The organism is Sutcliffiella horikoshii (assembly GCF_002157855.1).
GTDB classification, from domain to species: Bacteria; Bacillota; Bacilli; order Bacillales; family Bacillaceae_I; genus Sutcliffiella_A; species Sutcliffiella_A horikoshii_C.
Genome location: NZ_CP020880.1, coordinates 3,232,346 through 3,252,669 on the forward strand (window position 1 = coordinate 3,232,346; position 20,324 = coordinate 3,252,669).

Here is a 20,324-nt window from a genome sequence, read left to right on the forward strand (position 1 = left end):
AAGAAGGAGAGAGCAGGGTGGGCTCTCTCCTCTTCCAAAATTGGCTCCTTGGATGAAGGGGTTTTCATAGATTATATTAACAAAGGTTTGTAAAGGACCTATGAAAGACATGTAAAGCTATTGTAAATCTTCATTTTCCTTAGACAATTTTACCGTAAAAGCCGTCCCCTTATTCAACTCGCTCGTTACAGAAATACTACCATGATGAGCTTCCACGATATGCTTGACAATCGCAAGTCCTAAACCGGTTCCACCTGAATTTCGGCTCCTTGCCTTATCCACACGGTAAAAGCGCTCAAAAATTCTTGGAATCTCATCCTGCTCCATCCCAATACCAGTATCGGACACAACAATGACTACCTCTTTGTCTACCTCTTCTACTTTCACCTTTACTTCTCCACCGGCTGGTGTATATGCGATGGCATTGTTAATAAGATTTATGAAAACCTGTTTAATCCTGGAGGCATCTGCAAATAAATACAACTCTTTTTTAGGTTTGGATAAAACAAGGTCTATTTCTTTCTCCCGTGCCTTGCCTTCCAATATTACGAATATCTCTTCTAAAAGATCGTTTATTTCTAAATACTGTGGGTTTAATCTAAATCCCTGTTTCTCGATTTTGGAGAGATCAAGTAGATCTTCAATAAGTGATTGAAGCCTGTCACTTTCTTTTAATATGATAGAAAGAAAATACTCCAATGTATCTTTGTCGTTCATCGCTCCATCCAATAAGGTTTCTGAAAATCCTTTAATAGATGTGATTGGTGTTTTTAATTCATGCGACACATTGGCGACAAAATCTTTTCTCATTTGTTCAAGCTTCTTCAATTCTGTAATGTCGTGGAATACAAGGACAATCCCTTTCCACTCATCGTTAACGCCAATGATAGGCGCTCCATATACTTCAAAGTGTCTGCGTTCGATTGTTAACGGAAGCAAAATCTGCTTTCGAACACTTACCTCGGTCATGAAAATCTCTTCAATCATGGTGACAACTTCTTTTTGTTCTATGGCTTCATAATAAAGCCTGTACAAATATTCTCCAGGATCTGCATCAAATGTCTCTTTATAAGCGCGATTGATGAGGTTCACATAGCCTCTACCATCAATTAATATCAACCCGCTCCCCATGCTCTCAATTAGAGTCCGTAGGCGATCTTGCTGCATTTCTTGAGCTTTTGTCATATCTTGAAGGTTTCGTGCCAATATGTTGATGGATTGACTTAACATACCTGTTTCATCCACATGTTCCTCAAAGGTCCTGGCTTTATAGTTCCCTTTCGCAAGCTCCGTGGCCACTTTGGTTGCTGCTTCAATTGGCCTGGTGTATTGGGAGGTGATTCTAACCCCAAGAAGCAAAATAACCACAAACGCCGCACCCAGGCTGGCAATTAACAATCCCCAAATCTGTTGATTGACCCTTTGAAGAGAATCTATCGGAGTACTTAGTATTAGAAACCCATCTCGAACACCATTCCTGGAAATGGAATTCCCGTAATAATACATTTCATTATTCTGTTCATAAAATATTCTGTCACGGTTCTTATTTTTTTGAACTGCTTGTTTTATTATCTCTTGATGTGAGTCTATTCCAGACGCAGTCGGCCCTGTGGTTTCATATACCACCGTTCCGTCCTTATCGGTAATGCTAATTCTTGCCGCTAAGGTCTTACTAACATCATTTAATTGTTTTTGCAGAACAGGTGTCACACTGGTCTCCTCTTCCACCAACATCGTGACAAGTTCTGTTTCTTTGACGAGCCTCTGATTAAAGGTGTTTAAATAAAAGGTCTTAAAGAGCTGCCCAAGCAATAGCCCCAGGCACACAAGCACCACGATAATCAAGGTGATGAGTGCAAACAGCAGCCTTGAGCGGAACCTATTCATGTATTTTCGGTTCCTCCAGCTTGTACCCTAAACCTCTAATTGTTTTTATATATGTAGGTTTTTTTGTATCTGTCTCTATTTTTTCTCTCAAATGACTTATATGAACATCTACAATACGTGTATCTCCGGCAAAATCGTAGTTCCACACCGCGCTCAAAAGTTGATCGCGCGTCAACACTCTGCCCTTATTCTTAGATAAGTAGACCAAAAGCTCAAATTCCTTTGGCGTAAGTTCCAATCGTTCCTCACGGAAATAAGCTTCATAGTGTTCCGGCAAAATTTTAACATCCCCGATGACAATCTTTTCAGAAGTATCCTCATCTACTTTAGGTGCCTCTGCGTTACCTGTCATTTGTTGCATTCTGCGAAGAATGGCCTTTACCCTTGCAACCACTTCTCTTGGACTAAAAGGTTTGGTCATATAATCATCGGCACCCAACTCTAGTCCCAACACCTTGTCAAACTCATCATCCTTTGCAGTAAGCATCAGGATTGGTGTATGGATTTTGTGCTGCCTTAATTCTTTACATACTTCTATTCCATCTTTTTTAGGTAGCATAAGATCTAAAACGATCATATCAAATCGTTCTTCCATTGCTTTATTCAGCCCTTCTTCCCCGTCCATTGCAACGGAAACATCGTAGCCAGCTTGCTGTAAATTATACTGTAACAATGTCACGATTGATTGTTCATCATCCACGATAAGAATTTTTTTATTCATTCTTTTCCTCCACCAACTGTTTTGGAAAACCCATTTTTTCATCCATTTGCCAATTCTATTATATCTCTATCATTACTTTTCCATTTTACACGTTATCATTATTCATCACAATAAAGCAAAATAAAAAAAAGAGCCAACTAAGCTCTTCTTAAAAGTTTTCCATCGCGCTGCTCTCCATCGGTTCAAGACGATGAGGAGGACAGACTGTAATGGTTCCTTTGGCAACAGTATGATTTTCTTCATTTGTACCATGAACACTCATTACGACACAATGGTCTTTTTCATTGATTTCTACCACTTCAAATAGAAATTGAACACTTCCATAGTGATAGACTGGTTTTGGATATGAAATATCTTGGTGTACGACATGACTTCCTGGTCCGGGTAAATATTTCGATACGGCGGAAGTTATGATACCTGTTAGCATGATGCTTGGTACGATTGGTTTTTTAAATGGCGTTTGGGACGCATAGTCGTGCTGAATATAGAGTGGGTTCGCGTCATTAGTTAACCCAAGGTATAACAGTAGGTCTTTGTCTTCTATTTTTTCGGTCAGTTCAAGTTTTTCGCCGACTTGAATTTCTGCAAGTTTTCTTCCGAGTTTTCTCTTTTTACCTAGTAACATACATACACCCCCTGATGATCTTGGAAAATACCCCTTGTTTATTGAAAACGTTTACAATAGTGTGGTAAAAATTCGGGGAAAGAATTCCCCGAATTTATTTTTATTAGGATAGGACGTTCATGACATTTTTGACGGATTCGACAGATTTGGAAAGTGCAGTTTTTTCTTCTTCTGTCAGTTCTAGTTCGATGATTTTTTCAATACCGCCTGCGCCAAGGATTGTCGGTACACCAAGGTAGATTCCGTCGTGTCCATATTCTCCTTCAAGATAGGCAATAGAAGGTAGGACTCGGCGTTGGTCTTTCAGTATCGCTTCTACCATCTCCACCATTGATGCTGCTGGTGCATAATAGGCACTACCGTTGCCAAGCAGGTTGACAATCTCCCCGCCGCCTTTTCTTGTTCTTTCCACTATTGCATCGAGGCGATCCTTAGGAAGTAACGTTTCTAGCGGAATCCCACCTGCATAGGAGTAGCGTACAAGTGGCACCATGTCATCCCCATGACCTCCAAGCACGAACCCTGTAACATCTTTGACAGATAGATTTAGTTCCTGTGACACAAATGTACGGAAACGAGCTGTATCTAGCACTCCTGATTGACCGATAACGCGGTTTTTCGGGAAGCCTGACTCTTTGAAAACCGTGTATGTCATGGCATCTACCGGGTTAGTCAACACGATGATATAGCAATCAGGAGAATGTTTTACCACTTCTCTTGTAACACTTTTCATGATGTTTTGATTAGTGGTAACCAGATCATCACGGCTCATCCCTGGTTTGCGGGCGATTCCTGCTGTAATGACAACGATGTCGGAATTGGCTGTATCTTCATAGTTGGATGTTCCTGTTATGTTTGCATCAAATCCTTGGACTGGACCTGCTTCTAACATGTCTAAAGCTTTTCCTTTAGTAGGATTCTCCATTTGCGGGATGTCTACTAGTACAACGTCTGCGAGTTCTTTTTGTGCGAGTAAGAATGCAGTGGTTGCGCCTGTGAAGCCTCCACCAATTACCGATACCTTTTTACGTCTCATTGTCATATTCATTCCTCCCTAATCTATTAATGAACAACTCTTACACCGCTGTTGATTTACGCACTGGGTTTCGCTTTCCTAGGGGCGGTGCTTGAGCCTCCTCACAACGCTTCAGGGGTCTCAAGCTACCCTATCTCCCTCAGGAGTCTTCGCCCTGTGCTCCAATCAACAGCTAGAGTGTTGGTTTATTTTCAAAAAGCAAAAACCCTTCGAGAGTTTTTGCTTTTTTTGAAATTACATGTTTTTGATTAGTTCGTCGCCAAACTCGGAGCATTTTACTTCTGTTGCGCCGTCCATTAGACGTGCAAAGTCGTAAGTTACTACTTTAGAAGCGATGGATTTTTCCATAGCATCTACTACAAGTTTAGCAGCTTCTGTCCAACCAAGGTGCTCAAGCATTAATACACCGGAAAGGATAACAGAAGATGGGTTTACTTTATCAAGACCAGCATATTTCGGAGCCGTACCATGTGTAGCTTCGAAAATTGCGTGACCAGTTTCATAGTTGATGTTTGCTCCAGGAGCGATTCCGATTCCGCCTACTTGTGCAGCAAGTGCATCAGAAATGTAGTCACCGTTCAGGTTCATTGTTGCAACAACATCGAACTCTTTTGGACGAGTAAGGATTTGTTGTAAGAAGATATCAGCAATGGAATCCTTCACTAGGATTTTGCCTTCTGCTTCTGCAGCTTCTTGCGCTTTGTTTGCAGCATCTTTACCTTCCGCTTCTGCGATACGGTCATATTGTGCCCAAGTGAATACTTTATCGCCGAATTCTTTTTCAGCTAGCTCGTAACCCCAGTTTTTGAAAGCACCCTCAGTGAACTTCATGATGTTTCCTTTGTGTACTAGTGTTACAGATTTGCGGCCATGCTCGATTGCATAGTTGATTGCACCACGTACAAGACGGGAAGTACCTTCTTCAGATACAGGCTTGATTCCGATACCGGAAGTTTCAGGGAAGCGAATTTTGTTAACTCCCATTTCTGTTTGAAGGAAATTGATTAGCTTTTCTACTTCCGCAGAACCTTTTGCGTACTCGATTCCAGCATAGATATCTTCTGTGTTTTCACGGAAAATAACCATATCCGTATCTTCTGGGCGTTTAATAGGAGAAGGAACTCCTTGGAAGTAACGAACAGGACGTAAGCAAGTGAAAAGGTCCAACTCTTGACGTAAAGCAACGTTAAGAGAACGGATTCCTCCACCAACTGGAGTAGTTAGTGGTCCTTTGATTGCAATTATGTACTCACGGATATCATCAAGTGTTTGACTTGGTAACCATTCACCAGTTTGGTTGAATGCTTTTTCTCCAGCCAATACTTCTTTCCAGACAATTTCCTTTTCACCATTATATGCTTTTTCAACAGCTGCTTCTAAAACACGGGATGCAGATGCCCAAATGTCAGGACCAATTCCGTCTCCCTCGATGAATGGAATAATCGGGTTGTTAGGTACGTTTAGTACGCCATCTGTAACTGTAATTTTTGTTCCTTGTGTCAAAGTAAAAACCTCCTAAGAAATATGATGACAATAGATGTTTGGGAAAGGGAATTCCCCTCCCCTTGTATTATAGCAAAAATTCAATCAATGTATCTTGTTGTCACATCAAGTTATATTAGCTTCGTTTTTCAAGCGGTACATAGTCCTGTTTACCAGGGCCAGTATAATCTGCGCGTGGACGGATTAGACGGTTGTTGGAATACTGTTCAAGGATATGCGCCAACCAACCGGATACACGGCTCACAGCAAAGATTGGTGTGAATAAGTCATGATCGATTCCTAAAGAATGGTACACAGATGCACTGTAGAAATCAACATTCGGTGGAAGCGGCTTCTCGGAAGTCACAACTTCTTCCACTTTCACGGACATTTCATACCATTTCGGTTGTCCAGTCAAATGTGTAAGCTTCTCAGACATTTCACGCAAGTGTTTCGCACGAGGATCTCCCTGACGATATACACGGTGACCGAAGCCCATGATTTTTTCTTTATTTGCAAGCTTTTCACGGATATAGCTTTCCGCATTTTCTACTTCCCCGATTTCAGAAAGCATCTTCATAACCGCTTCATTTGCTCCACCATGTAATGGACCTTTTAACGCTCCGATTGCAGCAGTGACACCAGAGTAAACATCAGATAATGTCGCTACACATACACGTGCAGTGAAAGTAGATGCATTTAACTCATGGTCAGCATGAAGAACTAATGCCTTATTAAATGCTTCAATTGCAACCTCAGATGGCTCTTCCCCAGTTAACATGTATAAGAAGTTCGCTGCCATGCCAAGATCTGTTCTTGGAGCAATCGGGTCCAATCCTTTACGGATTCTTGAGAACGCTGTCACAATTGTCGGCATTTTAGCTTGCAAACGAACAGCCTTGTGGTAGTTTACTTCCTGATCCATATTATCTGCTTCCGCATCATATAGACCTAATAACGATACTGCCGTACGTAATGCAGCCATAGGGTGAACTTTATCAATTGGATAAGTTTTAAAGTGATTGATGACTTCATCAGGTAGTGCAGCGTTTTCAGCTAATTCTTTCTTCAGTGAAGCCAATTCTTCCTTGTTAGGCAATTTTTGATGCCATAAAAGATAGATTACCTCTTCGAAGCTAGCATAATCTGCTAAGTCATCAATGTTGTAGCCAACATACGTTAGTGTGTCGTCAATAATGGAACTAATAGCGGAAGTTGTTGCTACAATTCCTTCTAGACCTTTAGTTGTTGTCATTTCAAACCTCTCCTTTATGTGAAAAATTTCTTCAAATCCTTATCTACCATTGCCCACCCGAACGCTTGCTCACCATAATGATAAAAATCAATGCTCTGTATAAATATTTAGAGTAATTCATTAATTCAAAATCTAGCAAACTAAGAAAATGCTTACATTTCCATTCAAAAAAATAGGCGCCATGGGTGTGCGCGCATTTTCGGCGAACAATGTTTCTCTTGCTCAGTAGGAAGGAAGTGTCCTTGTCCCTATTATAAACAATTATCTGACTTTTGTGAATGAAAAGAACGAAAGTCCTGCAAAAAATATTATTACGAAAAAATAATTTGTGAAAAATCCCCTAAGTGAAATACTCCACTACCTTCATTGCAAGATAAGCTATTCCTGCACCTATCAATGGGCCTACCGCAACTCCATTGAAAAGGGAAACAGCCAGTATAGTTCCGAATACAAGTGCCGTTGTAATATGTGGATCAGTAGCAAGCAATGTTAATCCACTTTTGGCGATCAGCGCCACCGCTATCCCAGCACCTAACGCTACCCAGGCATAAGAGGACTTCAACGCTTCTTGTAATTGCTTGAATCCTATATCTCCAGTTGCAATCGGGACTAAAACCGCAATGGTTATTATAGTAACTCCCCAATTAATTCCTTTAGACTGCAGATATGGGAATACTTTATTATCCAGACCAATAACTTTAATAACAAGCAATACTGCCACAGCAAACATCAAGGATGGATTCTTTGCAATAAAGCCGACTAATAGAAGTATTAATAAAAACACGGTAGCTTGACTTATCATTCTTTTTCATCCTTCCAAAACCAGACCCTTTTTCCATACTACCATAATAAATTACGAAATAAAAAGAATTGAACACGTACAGAATTTTCCTAATTTTTAAATATAAAACTATGAAAACAATATGACAGGTTGTAAAATATGGAGTAAGGGAATTCCGGTACTCATAAGGGGTGTTATGATTGAATTGGAATTATGTACATATCGTTTTTCGACTCCTTCTTGTGCTTCTCATCATCACGATTGGTCTTTTTTCATTTTATTATCTCTTCTCCATTGCTTATCCATTCATCATTGCATTAATTCTAGCGTTTTTAATAAACCCGCTTGTCAATTTACTTGAGAAGAATGGGCGGCTCCCAAGAAGCTTGGCCGTTTTTCTATCCATCATGGCCCTGTTTGCGACTGTAGTCGGCGTCGTCACATTGCTGATTGTTGAAATTGTCTCAGGTACCGAGTACTTGGCAAAAGTAGTGCCGGGGCATTTTGAAACTTTGGTCGTATATATGGAACAGTTTGTCGTAACTAAAATACTTCCATTATTTAATCAGGTCAGTACCATGTTTCATAGTTTGGAAGAAGGTCAACAACAGTCCCTCTTGACTAATATCGAAAATATTGGCGGAACGGTTGCCAGCACAGTTGGAGAGTTCATTCAATCCTTTTTAACCAACCTGCCAAAGCTCCTTACATGGATCCCAAGTGTTGCGACAGTATTGATATTCTCCCTACTGGCCACCTTCTTTATCAGCAAAGACTGGTACAAACTTAGAGGAAGATTTAAAAAAATTACTCCTGTCAAGGCACAAGGAAGTCTTACTAAAGTGTTTGTAAGCTTAAAGAAAGCTTTCTTCGGTTTCATGCGGGCACAGGCAACGCTTATTTCCATCACTACTATCATCGTATTAATAGGATTATTAATCTTACGGGTTGAATACGCCATCACCGTTGCGTTAATTATTGGATTGGTAGACTTAATTCCGTATCTAGGAACAGGCTTGATTTTTGTTCCGTGGATTATCTTTTTAGCCATAAGTGGAAATTTGCCATTAGCGATTGGTCTTGGCATCCTTTATTTAATTGTGATTGTACAGCGTCAGTTGATGGAGCCAAAGATTTTATCATCCAGTATTGGCTTGGATCCTTTGGCGACATTAGTAAGTTTATTTGTTGGCTTCCAGCTGATAGGTTTTCTTGGCCTGATTGTCGGGCCTGTGACAGTAGTTATTTTTAATACACTATGGAATGCGGGAGTTATTAAAGACATTTACCTATTTATAGTTGGGAAAAATAGAGCGGTTTGACATTTTGGTTGTCGGGTTAATCACCGCTGTTCCTTTCCGCAAATGGCGTCGCTTTCCGCGGGACGGTGTTTGAGCCTCCTCGCTACGCTGCGGGGTCTCAATCTACCGTTACTCCCCCGCTGGAGTCTTTGCCATTTGCTCCAATCCACAGCTAGAAAATGCGTTAAGAAACGTTAATGCTTTTTCAAACAACTCGGTTACATCAGCGATGCTGATACCTGTCACAATAAAAGGGCAGGATAAAAAAGTTCGGAAAATTTACAATGAATTCACTTCATTTTCCACAGTCAAAAAGGCCTAGAGAGTTTCCCTTCTAAGCCTTTCACTTTATTTCATTATTAAACAATCGCTTCTAGATTGCGGAATATAGTTAAAAAGCAAGAGTAAAAGGCCATTTAATCTCAACAGATACTCTCTAAGTTAATATGGGCCTGGTCATACATTTGTTGTCTTTAAAACCAAACTTTTTGTAAAAGATATGGGCATCAGAAGTAGCCAATGCGAATGCCGTATATTTTATTTCTGGATGTTCAAATACACAATTCATTAACCATTGACCTAATCCTTTTCCCCTGTAATTATCATCTATAACCACATCCATAATCCAAGAGAATACTGCTTTATCTGAAACAACCCTTGCAAATCCAATTTGTCTGCCGCTTATGTACAACCCAAATGAAAGCGAATTTTCAATACTCTTTTCGATAGTTTCCTTTGTTCTATTAGAAGCCCAATAAGTATTTGAAAGTAACTGTGTAACATAATCTAAATTTATAAGCTCTAAATTGTCACTAATCATAAAATCGTTTTTAAACCACTCCATCAAATCCCCCCCATATAGAGTAGGTGATAATTTACCTTTAAATTGTAGATTCTTCTTGTTGATGCCCTATTCTTAACTATGTAAAGAGCGATAACCTTATCCTGCTATCGGTCCTAGTTAATGTATGTAGCACCTTTTTAATTACTGGTAAATCCTTTCCCAAGAACTGTTTTTTTATCTAGTCCAACATAAACTACAAAATCTCCAGTAGTATCTGTGGCAGTGTTATTAAAAGTAACAGCATACACTTGATCTTTATCATAATTAATATCTATTAATTCTTGTATTTCATCATTAACAGGAACTTGTTTTACATTTGAATCCTTCGGGCTTGCTGGTATTAAATCACTTTCTTGATTAGTTAAACTATTGAAAGCTACCATCTCAATTGGCATTTGGTCCTCGGTCTTGGATGCAGAATAGAAAGAAATTATTCCTATAATCATAAACATTAAAAATACCCCTAATATCCCTAAAATGAGAAGTTTAATTATTTTCTTCATCATTCTTCCCCCTGGTACAAATGATTTCAATATAAATCATTACAAAATTACATAAAAATATTAACCCTTACTAAGCAAGGCTGCCCAATAATTAAAGGAGGACACTAGCCGCCAGATCAAGTAGATGATTTTCAGTTAATGCCCCCTTTACTTGAAGTACACAACTTCAAAATCAACTAACAAATGTAATATCTTTACTCGGATAAACATCTGCAAACCAACGTAATACTCCGTTATGATGATTTATTATTTGCTGGGCAGTAATATTTGAATCCCAAGTGGTGTGCGTATCTGAAGCTAAAGTAACCTTATATTCCATACTAAAAGCTCTTCTAACAGTGGTATCAACACACGCTTCTGTTTGAATTCCCGCAATAACTAAATGTTTAATCCCTTGTTTTTTCAGTTCTTCATGTAAAGTAGTATGAAAAAATGAATCAGGAGTAGTTTTCTGAATGATTACATCTTGAGCGTTAGGAGTAATGTCAGGGTGAATCTCCCACCCCTTTGTGCCATATTCTAAAGGCTTACCGGTAGGTGCATTATGCTGTATATAAAAAATTGGTGTTTTATTAGAGCGTGCTCGATTAATTAAATCTTTTAAACTTTGAAGTAACCTATCCCCTTTATACACAACATTACCTTCTTGAAACATACCATTTTGAACGTCTAAAACCAGTAGTGCTTCCTTCAATATTCTCCCCCTCAAATAAAACACAAATTAAAATTAATCGATTGTCTCATTGAATAATCCTGTCCGTACGTTGGAGATCTTTTATTAATATCTTATTAAAGAAAAATCTCCCAGATTGCTGATGAGTTTTATTGAACTAACGCACCCGTTAGCTTAAGTAAGATTATTCACAAATTTAACACTCTAATATTAAGGATAAAATATATCGATTATATTATCTGATAAGATTTGAAGAGGAGCATCACCAATATTACATAACATAACAAGTCCAAAGGTTTTGGCTGGTATCATGGTTGCAAAACTACTGACTCCTGGATATCCTCCTGCATGTTCAACTACCTTTGAATCACGCAAATTTTTAATTTTCCAACCAAGTCCATAGCTTAACCTAGGCTCTCTTTGTGCAATCATAGAGAACATTTTACTTCTACTCGATTGACTAATGATTTTCTGTTCACTTCTCATTATTGCAATTAAATATTTTGCCATATCATTTGCAGTTGAATAGATAAAACCAACAGGTGCCCCTAACTGATTATTAGGAGTCGGTATTTTTATAAAATCGTTTTTACTATATAGATAGTACTCATTCATATTTTGAGATGAACCCTTTGAGGGGTTTATGTATGTATTATTCATGTTTAAGGGTTTTATAATATTTTCTGTTACATATTCTTCCCACGTTAAACCACTTATTTTTTCTAAAACATCAGCCAAAATTACGTATGCATCTGTACAATACAACCACCCTTCACCTGGTTCATATGGTAAGTCAATATTTGAAAAATACTTAGTTATGTCTTCTCTGCTTTTTATTTCTGTAATAGTATCTTCAATGTTTGGACATTGTTTAAAAATAAATTGGTATTCTGGAAGATTTTTTGCGAATTTATATAAACCATTGTCCAATAACGTAACAAGCCAAATATTATCTGGGAAACCAGCAGTATGACTCAGTATGTGCTTAGAAGTAATTTTATTATATCTACCGCTCTTTGTACTAAAATAAGGTAGATATTCAATAATAGGTGTTTCTAAATTAAAATCAGTATTTTCTTCTAAATGTAACATTGCAATGGCAGTAAAACTTTTTGAAATACTCATTATTGAACTGACTGTATCTTGTTGCATATGTTTCTTTAATTCTATGTTTGAATAACCATAATCGAAAGTAAAAATACTCTCTCCATCAGAAACTATATGTAAACTCAACCCAGGAATCTTATGCTCATTAATAAAGTTCTCAATAACCTGTTCTACTTTATTCAATGTCTCCTGCATGGTCTAACCTCCTAAATTTGTTTTTCAAGATAATGTGAAAAATCCAAAGTAATTTAACTATCTTGCCTATTGTTTAATACCAATTATTTCATAATCTAAAAACTCCTACAATATGTTTTAACCCTAGTAAAAATAAAACGAGCGCTGATCCTTGTTCCAGGAGTCGAGTAGAATGGAGCCTTTCTACCTTGCGGTAAATTGTGCTCCAAACCCTCCCAGAACCGTGCTTGCACTACTCATGCACACGGCTCCTCCTAATCATCATTCACAGAATATAGCTAATCTCTTTTCTTAATTCATATATATTCACTTTAATTCTTGGTGAAGGTAGTGGATGTTTGTCAAGAAATAGTCTGAATTTGTCCCATTTAAAGGATTTCCTTTGACTTCTTCTGTTGAGCCATTTAAACAGTAGTTCCTCGATTTTGCACTTAAAGTTGCCAACATTTGTGGTATTATCAGTGATGCAATAATAGTTGTAATAACCAATAAGCGAGCGTCGAAATCTGTCCATTATTATATGGATTTTCTTATTTCTATTCTTCTTTAGCCATTCCTTAGATTCTTTTAATTTAGCTTGGACTTTCTTTCTGCTCGTTTTCCGTTTCATCCGAAATTTCCCTTGTTTACTTTTCCCACAATAGTGTGTAAAGCCTAGGAAATCAAAGGTTGCTGGTTTCCTATTTCCCTTTTGTTTTGCATATTTCTCCGCAAGCCGCCCGAAGGGAATAATTTTGGTTTTATCCTCGGCAATTTCCAAGTTAAATTTCTTTAATCTAACTTTTAATGATTGGAAGAATTTCTGAGCTTCGCTCTGATATTGAAAACAGCACACAAAATCATCTGCATATCTTACTAGATATGCCTGCCCTTTACAGTGTTTCTTGACCCTTTTCTCAAACCATAAGTCTAGGACATAATGGAGATACACGTTGGCTAATACCGGAGATATTACGCCGCCTTGCGGCGTGCCGTTGTCTGTTTTGTATTTCTTGCCTTCCTCCATATATCCACCTTTAAGAAACCTGCCTATTATTCTTAATAGGCTAGGGTCGGCAATTCGCAGTTTTAGGAACTCCATCATCCATTTGTGGTCAACATTGTCGAAGAATCCGCGAATATCGACATCTACTACGTAATTTACTGCCCTCTTTTCAATATAGAGGTTCAGTATTTTCAAGGCATCATGGCAACTGCGGTTTGGACGAAACCCAAAGGAACAGTCTAGAAAATCATTTTCATAGATGGTGTTTAGTATCTTTGTAATGCCTTTTTGAACAATCTTGTCTTCGTGTTCCGGAATTCCTAATGGTCTTTTCTTGTTTGAATTGAGCTTCGGAATATACATTCTCCTTACTGGAACAGGTCGATAGCTTTTGCTTTTAAGCCTACTTACTAACTCCTCTATATTTTCTTCTAGATTTTCACCGTACTGCTCTTTAGTTGTCCCATTAACCCCTGTTGCTTTCCTATTGGGTAATTCATGATGACATTGAGCTAGTGCTTGCTTCTTTAATAGATGTGCAAGAGATGTAAATTTCATTTTAGGATCAGACTTTGCTAATTCTGCTATCCTTAGTAGTTTTGTTTCCATTTAAGATACCTACCTCTGTGTGCAGTAAATGTGTCTCTAGTAAGGGTGATAACTAGGTAGCAGCCTTTCCTCCATCGGCATTACCCAATTTCATTGGTACTACGCTGCTATCCGACTCCCTACACGGCATTTGGTTTCCTTGCTTTTTATCACTTGTACACCATACTCTTCTAAATAAGAAAAGACCGGTAGGGTCTCCCAAGTTGCCGTATCATATCAATGTATGACGTGCCAAGGTCTATGACTCCAGAGAGGTTTTACCCTTCTTGCCTTTAACGAAAGATAAAATGTAGCTTTCTGCAGCGCGAAAAGCATCAGCCCTCTCAAGTTGCAATCATTATGGAGCTCAATCCCTTCAACCGCTTGGCTTTCGGCCCGCCACCCTCGCTGTCTACGCTTAAAAACTAAAGTTACCTTTAGTCCTCCAAGACTCGCTACGAGCGAATGGCTAGTTCTTACTCGACGGGAATCCCACCCGTTATATGACACGACCTTGCTTGGCCGCACTCGCGCCCGATTGTTGAATAAGCTAATTCAATTGTTTATCATAACGAATACATTCATGAACTCTCTTATATATACGTTTTACCTTTTCTTTTTCCTTACCTACATAATGAGCAAATGCTTGAACTGGTTGCAATCCACCAGTTTCACATTTTAATAAACCTGTTAGTTCTTCACTACCTTCAATGAATACATGTAAGTACGATTGAACGTTCTTAAAATTATTACACTCGTACCATTTATTAACCCACTCATCATCTCGTGTCCATGCTTCCAAGTAGACTAATCCTAATTCCTTAGCAATTTTCTCTGCTTCAAATAATAACTTAAAACCTATTTTTTTCCTTTGATAATCTGGATGGACTGCGATATGCCATATCATTCCACCAGTATCTTTTTCTCTTGAACAGATTGTACCTGCCTCTAATTCATATTCGATATCTATAAGTCCGACAATTTTATCATCACTTACTGCGACTAATTCTATTGAAGGATTTTCGTATGTTTCTTTCTCTCGCAGAACATTATCGAAATATGCAGTGTCAAGAAACGATAAGGTTCTGCACCTTACCCATCCCCTTTCATCTTTTTGATTGTAACTTCTAATTTCCATACCTAAATCCCCTTGGTATTTATTATTCAATTTAATATTACCAATTAGAACTGCTTTCCTTAGATGAATGCATAATAGTATTAATCAAAGCCACCAACTTTACCGAAAGAATGTGAAATATCAACTTTTTCTATATAACCTTTTATTTCAATAGAAGGTTCATCAACCAATAATTCTGGTTTGGTCATTCCTACAAATGGGGTGAAAACATTTAAAGTTACTTTTTCATTTGGTTCAATATTTAATTTATTTCCCTCAGCTTCAACTTTAAATTCATTTCCTTTAGAACCGTTTTCAGTTTTAATTGGATAAGAAAGATAAACATTATTTTGCTTGATAACATAGTCGCTGTCGTTAACTAATTTAATTGTATAAGTAATACCATCGTTTAGTTCTTGCTTTTCTACTAATTTGAGATTGATTTTTTCTATATCCTCAGATGTAACTTTTACAGTTTGTTCATTACTACATCCAATGATAAATAAAATAATGAACATAAATGACATTAAGAATTTAGTCTTCATAATAATACCCCCATCTTACATTTCACCATAAAATTAAATCCTTCTTTCAAATATAACTACCCTATTCCTTAATACAATTATTTAATAATCAAAAAATCCCTACAATATTTTATTTTAATTCTGGCTCAAATAAAAATGAGCGTTGATCCTTGTTCCAGAATCGCTCCTAGATTGTTTAAGAAGAAATCAATCCGAATAATCCTAATATAGAATACATAATAAAACCCATTCCGCAAAATATAATGATAAACCTTATAATCCAAGGCAGTTTTGGAGGTGGGAAAAATGCTACTATACCAACAACTAAGAATAAAATACCTATTATAAAACTAATTAAAAATTCCAGTAAACTCACTTCCTTACACAATCTTCTATTTATTTTCGGATACCTCTCCCCAAAGGTTCATTATTGAATAATCCTGCCCTTTTCTGGCATAACTTACAAATTCAAGATGAACTATCTAATTTCCTTTCTTACTCCCTAATATGGCCCAATAAACGAAAAGACGCGTTCTTAAATAAACGCGCCCCGATTGCCGAAAACTTGATTTCGAGATAACTTGTATAGGTACTACGATTAAGCTCCTAGATTGTACAATAAGCAACTATGCCGTTAGGAAGTCAAAAACAATACCAAAGATAATTATTGCAACCCCGATTGTAAAATGAGCTTTTTTATCGTTCACATTTGATCTTTCTAAAATAGTAAAAATGATACCAATTAGACCGATAAACACAGCATTGCTAAGTAAGTTTGAAGTATTAACAAGAAGGGTTGGGAACTTTTGAACAAGTCCAGAAATAACACCTATAATCCCCAATAGCAGAGGTACTCTTAATTTCCAATACATTTACCCACCCCTTCATTCATAATGTCTTTAAGATTGAGTATTAAAGTTCTGATATATTTCTTTCAAAATCCTGCCTTATTGTTGCTATTGCTCCTAGTTTGTTCAAAAATAGTTTCTTACAAGTCAACTAAATTCACAGTAACTATTATTGATAATGATGCCCAAATAACAAAAAGAGAAGCTGCAAGATGATGAGATACCTCACCCTTTATAGCCTTTATTAAAGTCAAAACGAAGATATATCCAAACAATGCAAAAAGAATTATATTCAAGAAAAACAAATTACCCTTCCTCTCAATATTAATTACTGTCTTTATTTAACTTTATCACAAATTTTCTTCAATCCTGCCCAATATTTATGTAAGGATCGAGCCTTTTTGCAACAATCGCTCCATTTTTTGAATATGTAATAGATCAACATCTAGGGACCAATGTAACCCAGTTTATTCTTTCAAATTGTTAATTTCACCTACAGTTTCTAACTATGAAGTTATTACTACAATAAATGAATATAGACTCATAATTAGCATAGTAGAGGCTAATACCTTATCAGCACCTACATCTTTATTATTCTTTATACTTATAGCAATTTTAACGCACAAATTAAAAAACACTACTGCGGTAATTATACCTACAATTAAAAATACAACCATTCCTTTACTAACACCCAACCTTTCTCCATCGTATGTAACTGAATATCTCTTCTAAAATCTTATTACAGAATTGCTCCTATATAATGGAACAACAGGTCCTAAGCCCCTACAGTAATAGAAAAGTAAAGCCCTATAAGAATAAGCATCGTTATCAATATTCCAACAAATAGTCGTCTCAAATTACATCCCCCTAAAATTGTATTCTGAAAACCATAATTTATCTATTCCTGACAATCATCTTTATTCCCTTTTTTGAAAACAGGCCGGAAGCTTGTTTAGCTATCGCTCCTAGATTATTGAGTAACTTCCTTTTTAATTTTCTTCTGGAGGTTAATATAAGTGAATATTGATAAACAAGCGAAAATTATCATCATACCGATGCCCATAATATTAGAAGCAATAAACCCGTGATAAAGTGAATTACCTAGCAAAGAGAAAATTATAGTAAGACTCACAAGTCCTTTTCTCCTATTTTTAAGATATATTGATGTAAATATAGCAAATGCTATAGAAGCTGTGACTAAATGTGCTAAAAAAACTATAATATAGACCGAAGTACTAATGTCCAAGTCTTATCACCCCTTAAAGTTTTTAAGTAACCTGTTATTCCGTTAAACTGCCCAATTCTTAAGTAATGAGCAATCCACTATGCTGCAATCGCTCCTAGTTAGCTTAATAATTTATTTTCCTCTCTGATAAAGCAATTCCCCATTAGTAGAATAAGCAGAAACCACGCCTACTCTTTCATTACCGTCATCTTGTTCAGAAATAAGATACCAATATGTTCTCTCGTTATTATTTATTAAATTAGCATCTCTTTGATTATTGTTATATTCAACTGTAATATTACTAATTTCAGGGTCACTTACCTCTCCTAAAAATACAGTTGTATATAAACTTTCGTTATCCATAGAAATTTCACCTTTATGCCACGTTGATTGACTAAAAGAAAAAGGCTTTTTATCAGTAACATTAGAGTACATAAAACCTGATCTACCTTGATAATCCCAACCATCTTCTTTTAATGAAAAGTGAAGAATCCCATACCCATTTGGGGTTTGATAAATAGAGAATGCTGTTTCATCCATTTCTTCAGTATGAAAAACTTCAGATAATGGGATATCACTTTTTAATGTTGCTTGTTGTATAGTTTTAAATTCAGTTTCTGTATCATCAACTACATTGCTACAACCAGAAACAATCATGATGAATACAAAGAATATCGCAAACAATGATTTCATTAAAAAACTCCTTTATTATAATAAAATTATCACACATTACTTATACCATTCTTCCGCAATCCTGCCCGATTGCTTAATACCAATTATTTCAAAAACAAGTGATAAACTCAATCTTTAATTTTCATTAAATATAAAAAATCACGCTCAATCTCGAACGTGATTTTTAAAAGTATTTGCTGTAGAGATCTTTTCGTAACTTCCCACTTAACTGAGCATAAATTCTTGTTGTTTCACTTTTTTCATGGCCAAGTAAACTTTGTATTACTTCCAGTGGAGCTCCATTGTTAATCATATGAGTAGCGTAGCTGTGCCTCAATTGATGTGGATGAATGTTCTTCTTAATCCCGGCTCCAGACGATATACGCTTAATAATGTATCTTATTAAGTCGATACTCATTCTTCTCTTAGGTCTCCTCTCGGTTATGAACAAACACGGGTCCTGGTCATCTCGCTCATCCAGATATCTCTTTAACCACAAGGAGCACCGAGTATTGAAATATACTTCCCGTTCTTTATCCCCTTTTCCATGAACGATGACCGAATTTGAGGCGAAATTGATATCATCACGATTAAGCTTAACAACTTCGCCAATACGGCAACCAGTCGAATAAAAGAATTCAAACAACGCATTCTCCATAGCATTTTGACAGGATTCACGTAGATGTTCTATTTCAAGTTCAGTGAGGAATTTTGGTATTCGTTTCCCTAGCTTAGGTTCTTTCAACTTAGCTGCTGGATTCTTTTTTATTAACCCTTCGTCATTTGCCCATTTAAATAATGACCTAATACATCGAACTCTATGCCCCAAACTAGAGGGTTTTAAATGTGTGCTTCCCTTGATCAAATATTCTTTTAACTGATCTGTGGTCAGTATGTTCAGGTCGATATCTCCAAAGTAGCGCAACAACATATTATATTGAAAACAATAGGTTTTTAATGTTAGCGGTGAATACCCCTCTATCTTTTTATCAAGCTGGTATTTCTCCCAAACTTGTGACAATAACATCTACACCACTCTCCTAGTTTACAAACCAATTAATCTTAAGAATAGTCTTGACTAGAAAAGTAGGTTTTATACGATTTTACTCAACAATCTAGGGGAATGGTTTAGTTAAGGATAGTACATAGAGGTTGGGAAACATAGGAAAAGGCGCTTTCGGTACTACTAAAAGCGCCCGATTGCGGAAGACTCGATATCGAGATAACTTGTATATGTTCTTCGATTAAAACTCCAAGATTGCGAAGTAACAAGCCATTATATAAGAGGATAGCCCTACCAAAATTAGAATAGGATTTAATTATTTTTTTGATGAATGAATTAGATTATATTCTTTGGAACCGTTTTTTGGAATGCTCAAAATAGTCCAATCTTTTTCCTTTATTTGTTTTCCAATAAATAAAATTTGACCTAAATGATAACTTATATGAGCTATTTCAGTTTGAATTGCTTGTAGTACACTGATTGGTTGCTGCCTTAAAGTTACAGTTTGATGTAATTGTTTTGCTTCAAGATTTTCTAATGTATCAAAAAGTAAATTCCATCCATCCTCCCAATATCGCATAAGGTTTGTCCTCGTTTCACCTCGATCAATAAACTCCATATCCCTTTCTCTATAATCCTTTTCTCCGTCAGTAGTTAAAAAATTTGTCCATCGAGAGTTCATATTACCGCTAATATGCTGAATAATAATTGCAATATTATTAGATTCTACATTTGGCTTCCAATGAATATCCTCATCGGACAATTGTTGTAATGCCTCTTCTGCTCGCGTTTTGAAGTTTTTAAATTGCTGTATCACAATTGAAAGGTAATCCTTTTCGAGACTATTCAAAGTGTATCCTCCTCATTGAATGATTTCTATTCAAGACGGTATTTAACTTTTCTCCCTATCCTTTATTTGTATTAAGAAAACAAATATATTAAAATCTCTTTT

General features: G+C 36.8%; 19 protein-coding genes. 1 reads left to right on the top strand and 18 read right to left on the bottom strand.

Features of this window, described 5'->3' with window-relative positions; all coding sequences use genetic code 11:
- Positions 1–117: 117 nt before the first annotated feature.
- The 7 genes from pnpS to B4U37_RS16640 form a co-directional block, all read right to left on the bottom strand.
- Entirely contained in the window at positions 118–1,887 is a 1,770-nt protein-coding gene (gene pnpS / locus B4U37_RS16610) for a two-component system histidine kinase PnpS (RefSeq protein WP_088019112.1), read from the bottom strand.
- Complete coding sequence (locus tag B4U37_RS16615) at positions 1,880–2,608, bottom strand: response regulator transcription factor (RefSeq protein ID WP_088019113.1); 729 nt, start codon at positions 2,606–2,608, stop codon at positions 1,880–1,882. The genes pnpS and B4U37_RS16615 overlap by 8 nt, the downstream gene beginning before the upstream one ends.
- Positions 2,609–2,756: 148 nt before the next feature.
- The gene (locus B4U37_RS16620; RefSeq protein WP_088019114.1) at positions 2,757–3,233 is read right to left on the bottom strand and encodes a MaoC/PaaZ C-terminal domain-containing protein; all 477 of its coding nucleotides are present in this window, start codon (positions 3,231–3,233) and stop codon (positions 2,757–2,759) included.
- 103 nt (positions 3,234–3,336) lie between these two features.
- Positions 3,337–4,275 carry a malate dehydrogenase gene (gene mdh, locus B4U37_RS16625; RefSeq protein WP_088019115.1) on the bottom strand — a complete coding sequence of 313 codons (939 nt, stop codon included), beginning with the start codon at positions 4,273–4,275 and terminating at the stop codon, positions 3,337–3,339.
- Positions 4,276–4,503: 228 nt separating this feature from the next.
- Positions 4,504–5,772, bottom strand: a complete 1,269-nt coding sequence (gene icd, locus B4U37_RS16630; protein ID WP_088019116.1) for an NADP-dependent isocitrate dehydrogenase — start codon at positions 5,770–5,772, stop codon at positions 4,504–4,506.
- Positions 5,773–5,887: 115 nt separating this feature from the next.
- Positions 5,888–7,006, bottom strand: a complete 1,119-nt coding sequence (gene citZ, locus B4U37_RS16635) for a citrate synthase (RefSeq protein WP_088019117.1) — start codon at positions 7,004–7,006, stop codon at positions 5,888–5,890.
- A 340-nt stretch (positions 7,007–7,346) separates the two neighbouring features.
- Positions 7,347–7,808, bottom strand: coding sequence for a DUF441 domain-containing protein (locus tag B4U37_RS16640; RefSeq protein WP_088019118.1), 462 nt, complete (start codon positions 7,806–7,808; stop codon positions 7,347–7,349).
- A gap of 179 nt (positions 7,809–7,987) precedes the next feature.
- On the opposite strand from B4U37_RS16640, the gene ytvI reads away from it, so the two are divergent.
- A complete protein-coding gene (gene ytvI, locus B4U37_RS16645; protein ID WP_088019119.1) occupies positions 7,988–9,109 on the top strand; it encodes a sporulation integral membrane protein YtvI in 1,122 nt (373 codons plus the stop codon).
- A 415-nt stretch (positions 9,110–9,524) separates the two neighbouring features.
- Here the strand turns inward: ytvI and B4U37_RS16650 are convergent, their stop codons facing one another.
- From B4U37_RS16650 to B4U37_RS16710, 11 genes are all read right to left on the bottom strand, one after another.
- The gene (locus B4U37_RS16650; RefSeq protein WP_088019120.1) at positions 9,525–9,932 is read right to left on the bottom strand and encodes a GNAT family N-acetyltransferase; all 408 of its coding nucleotides are present in this window, start codon (positions 9,930–9,932) and stop codon (positions 9,525–9,527) included.
- A 137-nt stretch (positions 9,933–10,069) separates the two neighbouring features.
- Positions 10,070–10,438 carry a hypothetical protein gene (locus B4U37_RS16655; protein ID WP_245840003.1) on the bottom strand — a complete coding sequence of 123 codons (369 nt, stop codon included), beginning with the start codon at positions 10,436–10,438 and terminating at the stop codon, positions 10,070–10,072.
- Between the two features lie 169 nt (positions 10,439–10,607).
- Positions 10,608–11,129, bottom strand: coding sequence for a cysteine hydrolase family protein (locus B4U37_RS16660; protein WP_198317039.1), 522 nt, complete (start codon positions 11,127–11,129; stop codon positions 10,608–10,610).
- Between the two features lie 189 nt (positions 11,130–11,318).
- Positions 11,319–12,410, bottom strand: coding sequence for a serine hydrolase domain-containing protein (locus tag B4U37_RS16665; RefSeq protein ID WP_088019122.1), 1,092 nt, complete (start codon positions 12,408–12,410; stop codon positions 11,319–11,321).
- A 265-nt stretch (positions 12,411–12,675) separates the two neighbouring features.
- On the bottom strand, positions 12,676–13,953 hold the full coding sequence (gene ltrA / locus B4U37_RS16670; RefSeq protein WP_483883388.1) for a group II intron reverse transcriptase/maturase: 1,278 nt from the start codon (positions 13,951–13,953) through the stop codon (positions 12,676–12,678).
- A 580-nt stretch (positions 13,954–14,533) separates the two neighbouring features.
- A complete protein-coding gene (locus B4U37_RS16675) occupies positions 14,534–15,121 on the bottom strand; it encodes a GNAT family N-acetyltransferase (protein WP_088019123.1) in 588 nt (195 codons plus the stop codon).
- 80 nt (positions 15,122–15,201) lie between these two features.
- Entirely contained in the window at positions 15,202–15,645 is a 444-nt protein-coding gene (locus B4U37_RS16680; RefSeq protein WP_088019124.1) for a hypothetical protein, read from the bottom strand.
- 605 nt (positions 15,646–16,250) lie between these two features.
- Positions 16,251–16,496 (bottom strand): hypothetical protein, encoded by a 246-nt coding sequence (locus tag B4U37_RS16685; RefSeq protein WP_088019125.1) that lies wholly within the window; start codon positions 16,494–16,496, stop codon positions 16,251–16,253.
- A gap of 1,333 nt (positions 16,497–17,829) precedes the next feature.
- Complete coding sequence (locus tag B4U37_RS16700) at positions 17,830–18,390, bottom strand: hypothetical protein (protein WP_088019128.1); 561 nt, start codon at positions 18,388–18,390, stop codon at positions 17,830–17,832.
- Between the two features lie 163 nt (positions 18,391–18,553).
- Complete coding sequence (xerA, locus tag B4U37_RS16705) at positions 18,554–19,396, bottom strand: site-specific tyrosine recombinase/integron integrase (protein ID WP_088019130.1); 843 nt, start codon at positions 19,394–19,396, stop codon at positions 18,554–18,556.
- 292 nt (positions 19,397–19,688) lie between these two features.
- Positions 19,689–20,222 carry a DUF1572 family protein gene (locus tag B4U37_RS16710; protein WP_088019131.1) on the bottom strand — a complete coding sequence of 178 codons (534 nt, stop codon included), beginning with the start codon at positions 20,220–20,222 and terminating at the stop codon, positions 19,689–19,691.
- Positions 20,223–20,324: the final 102 nt, after the last annotated feature.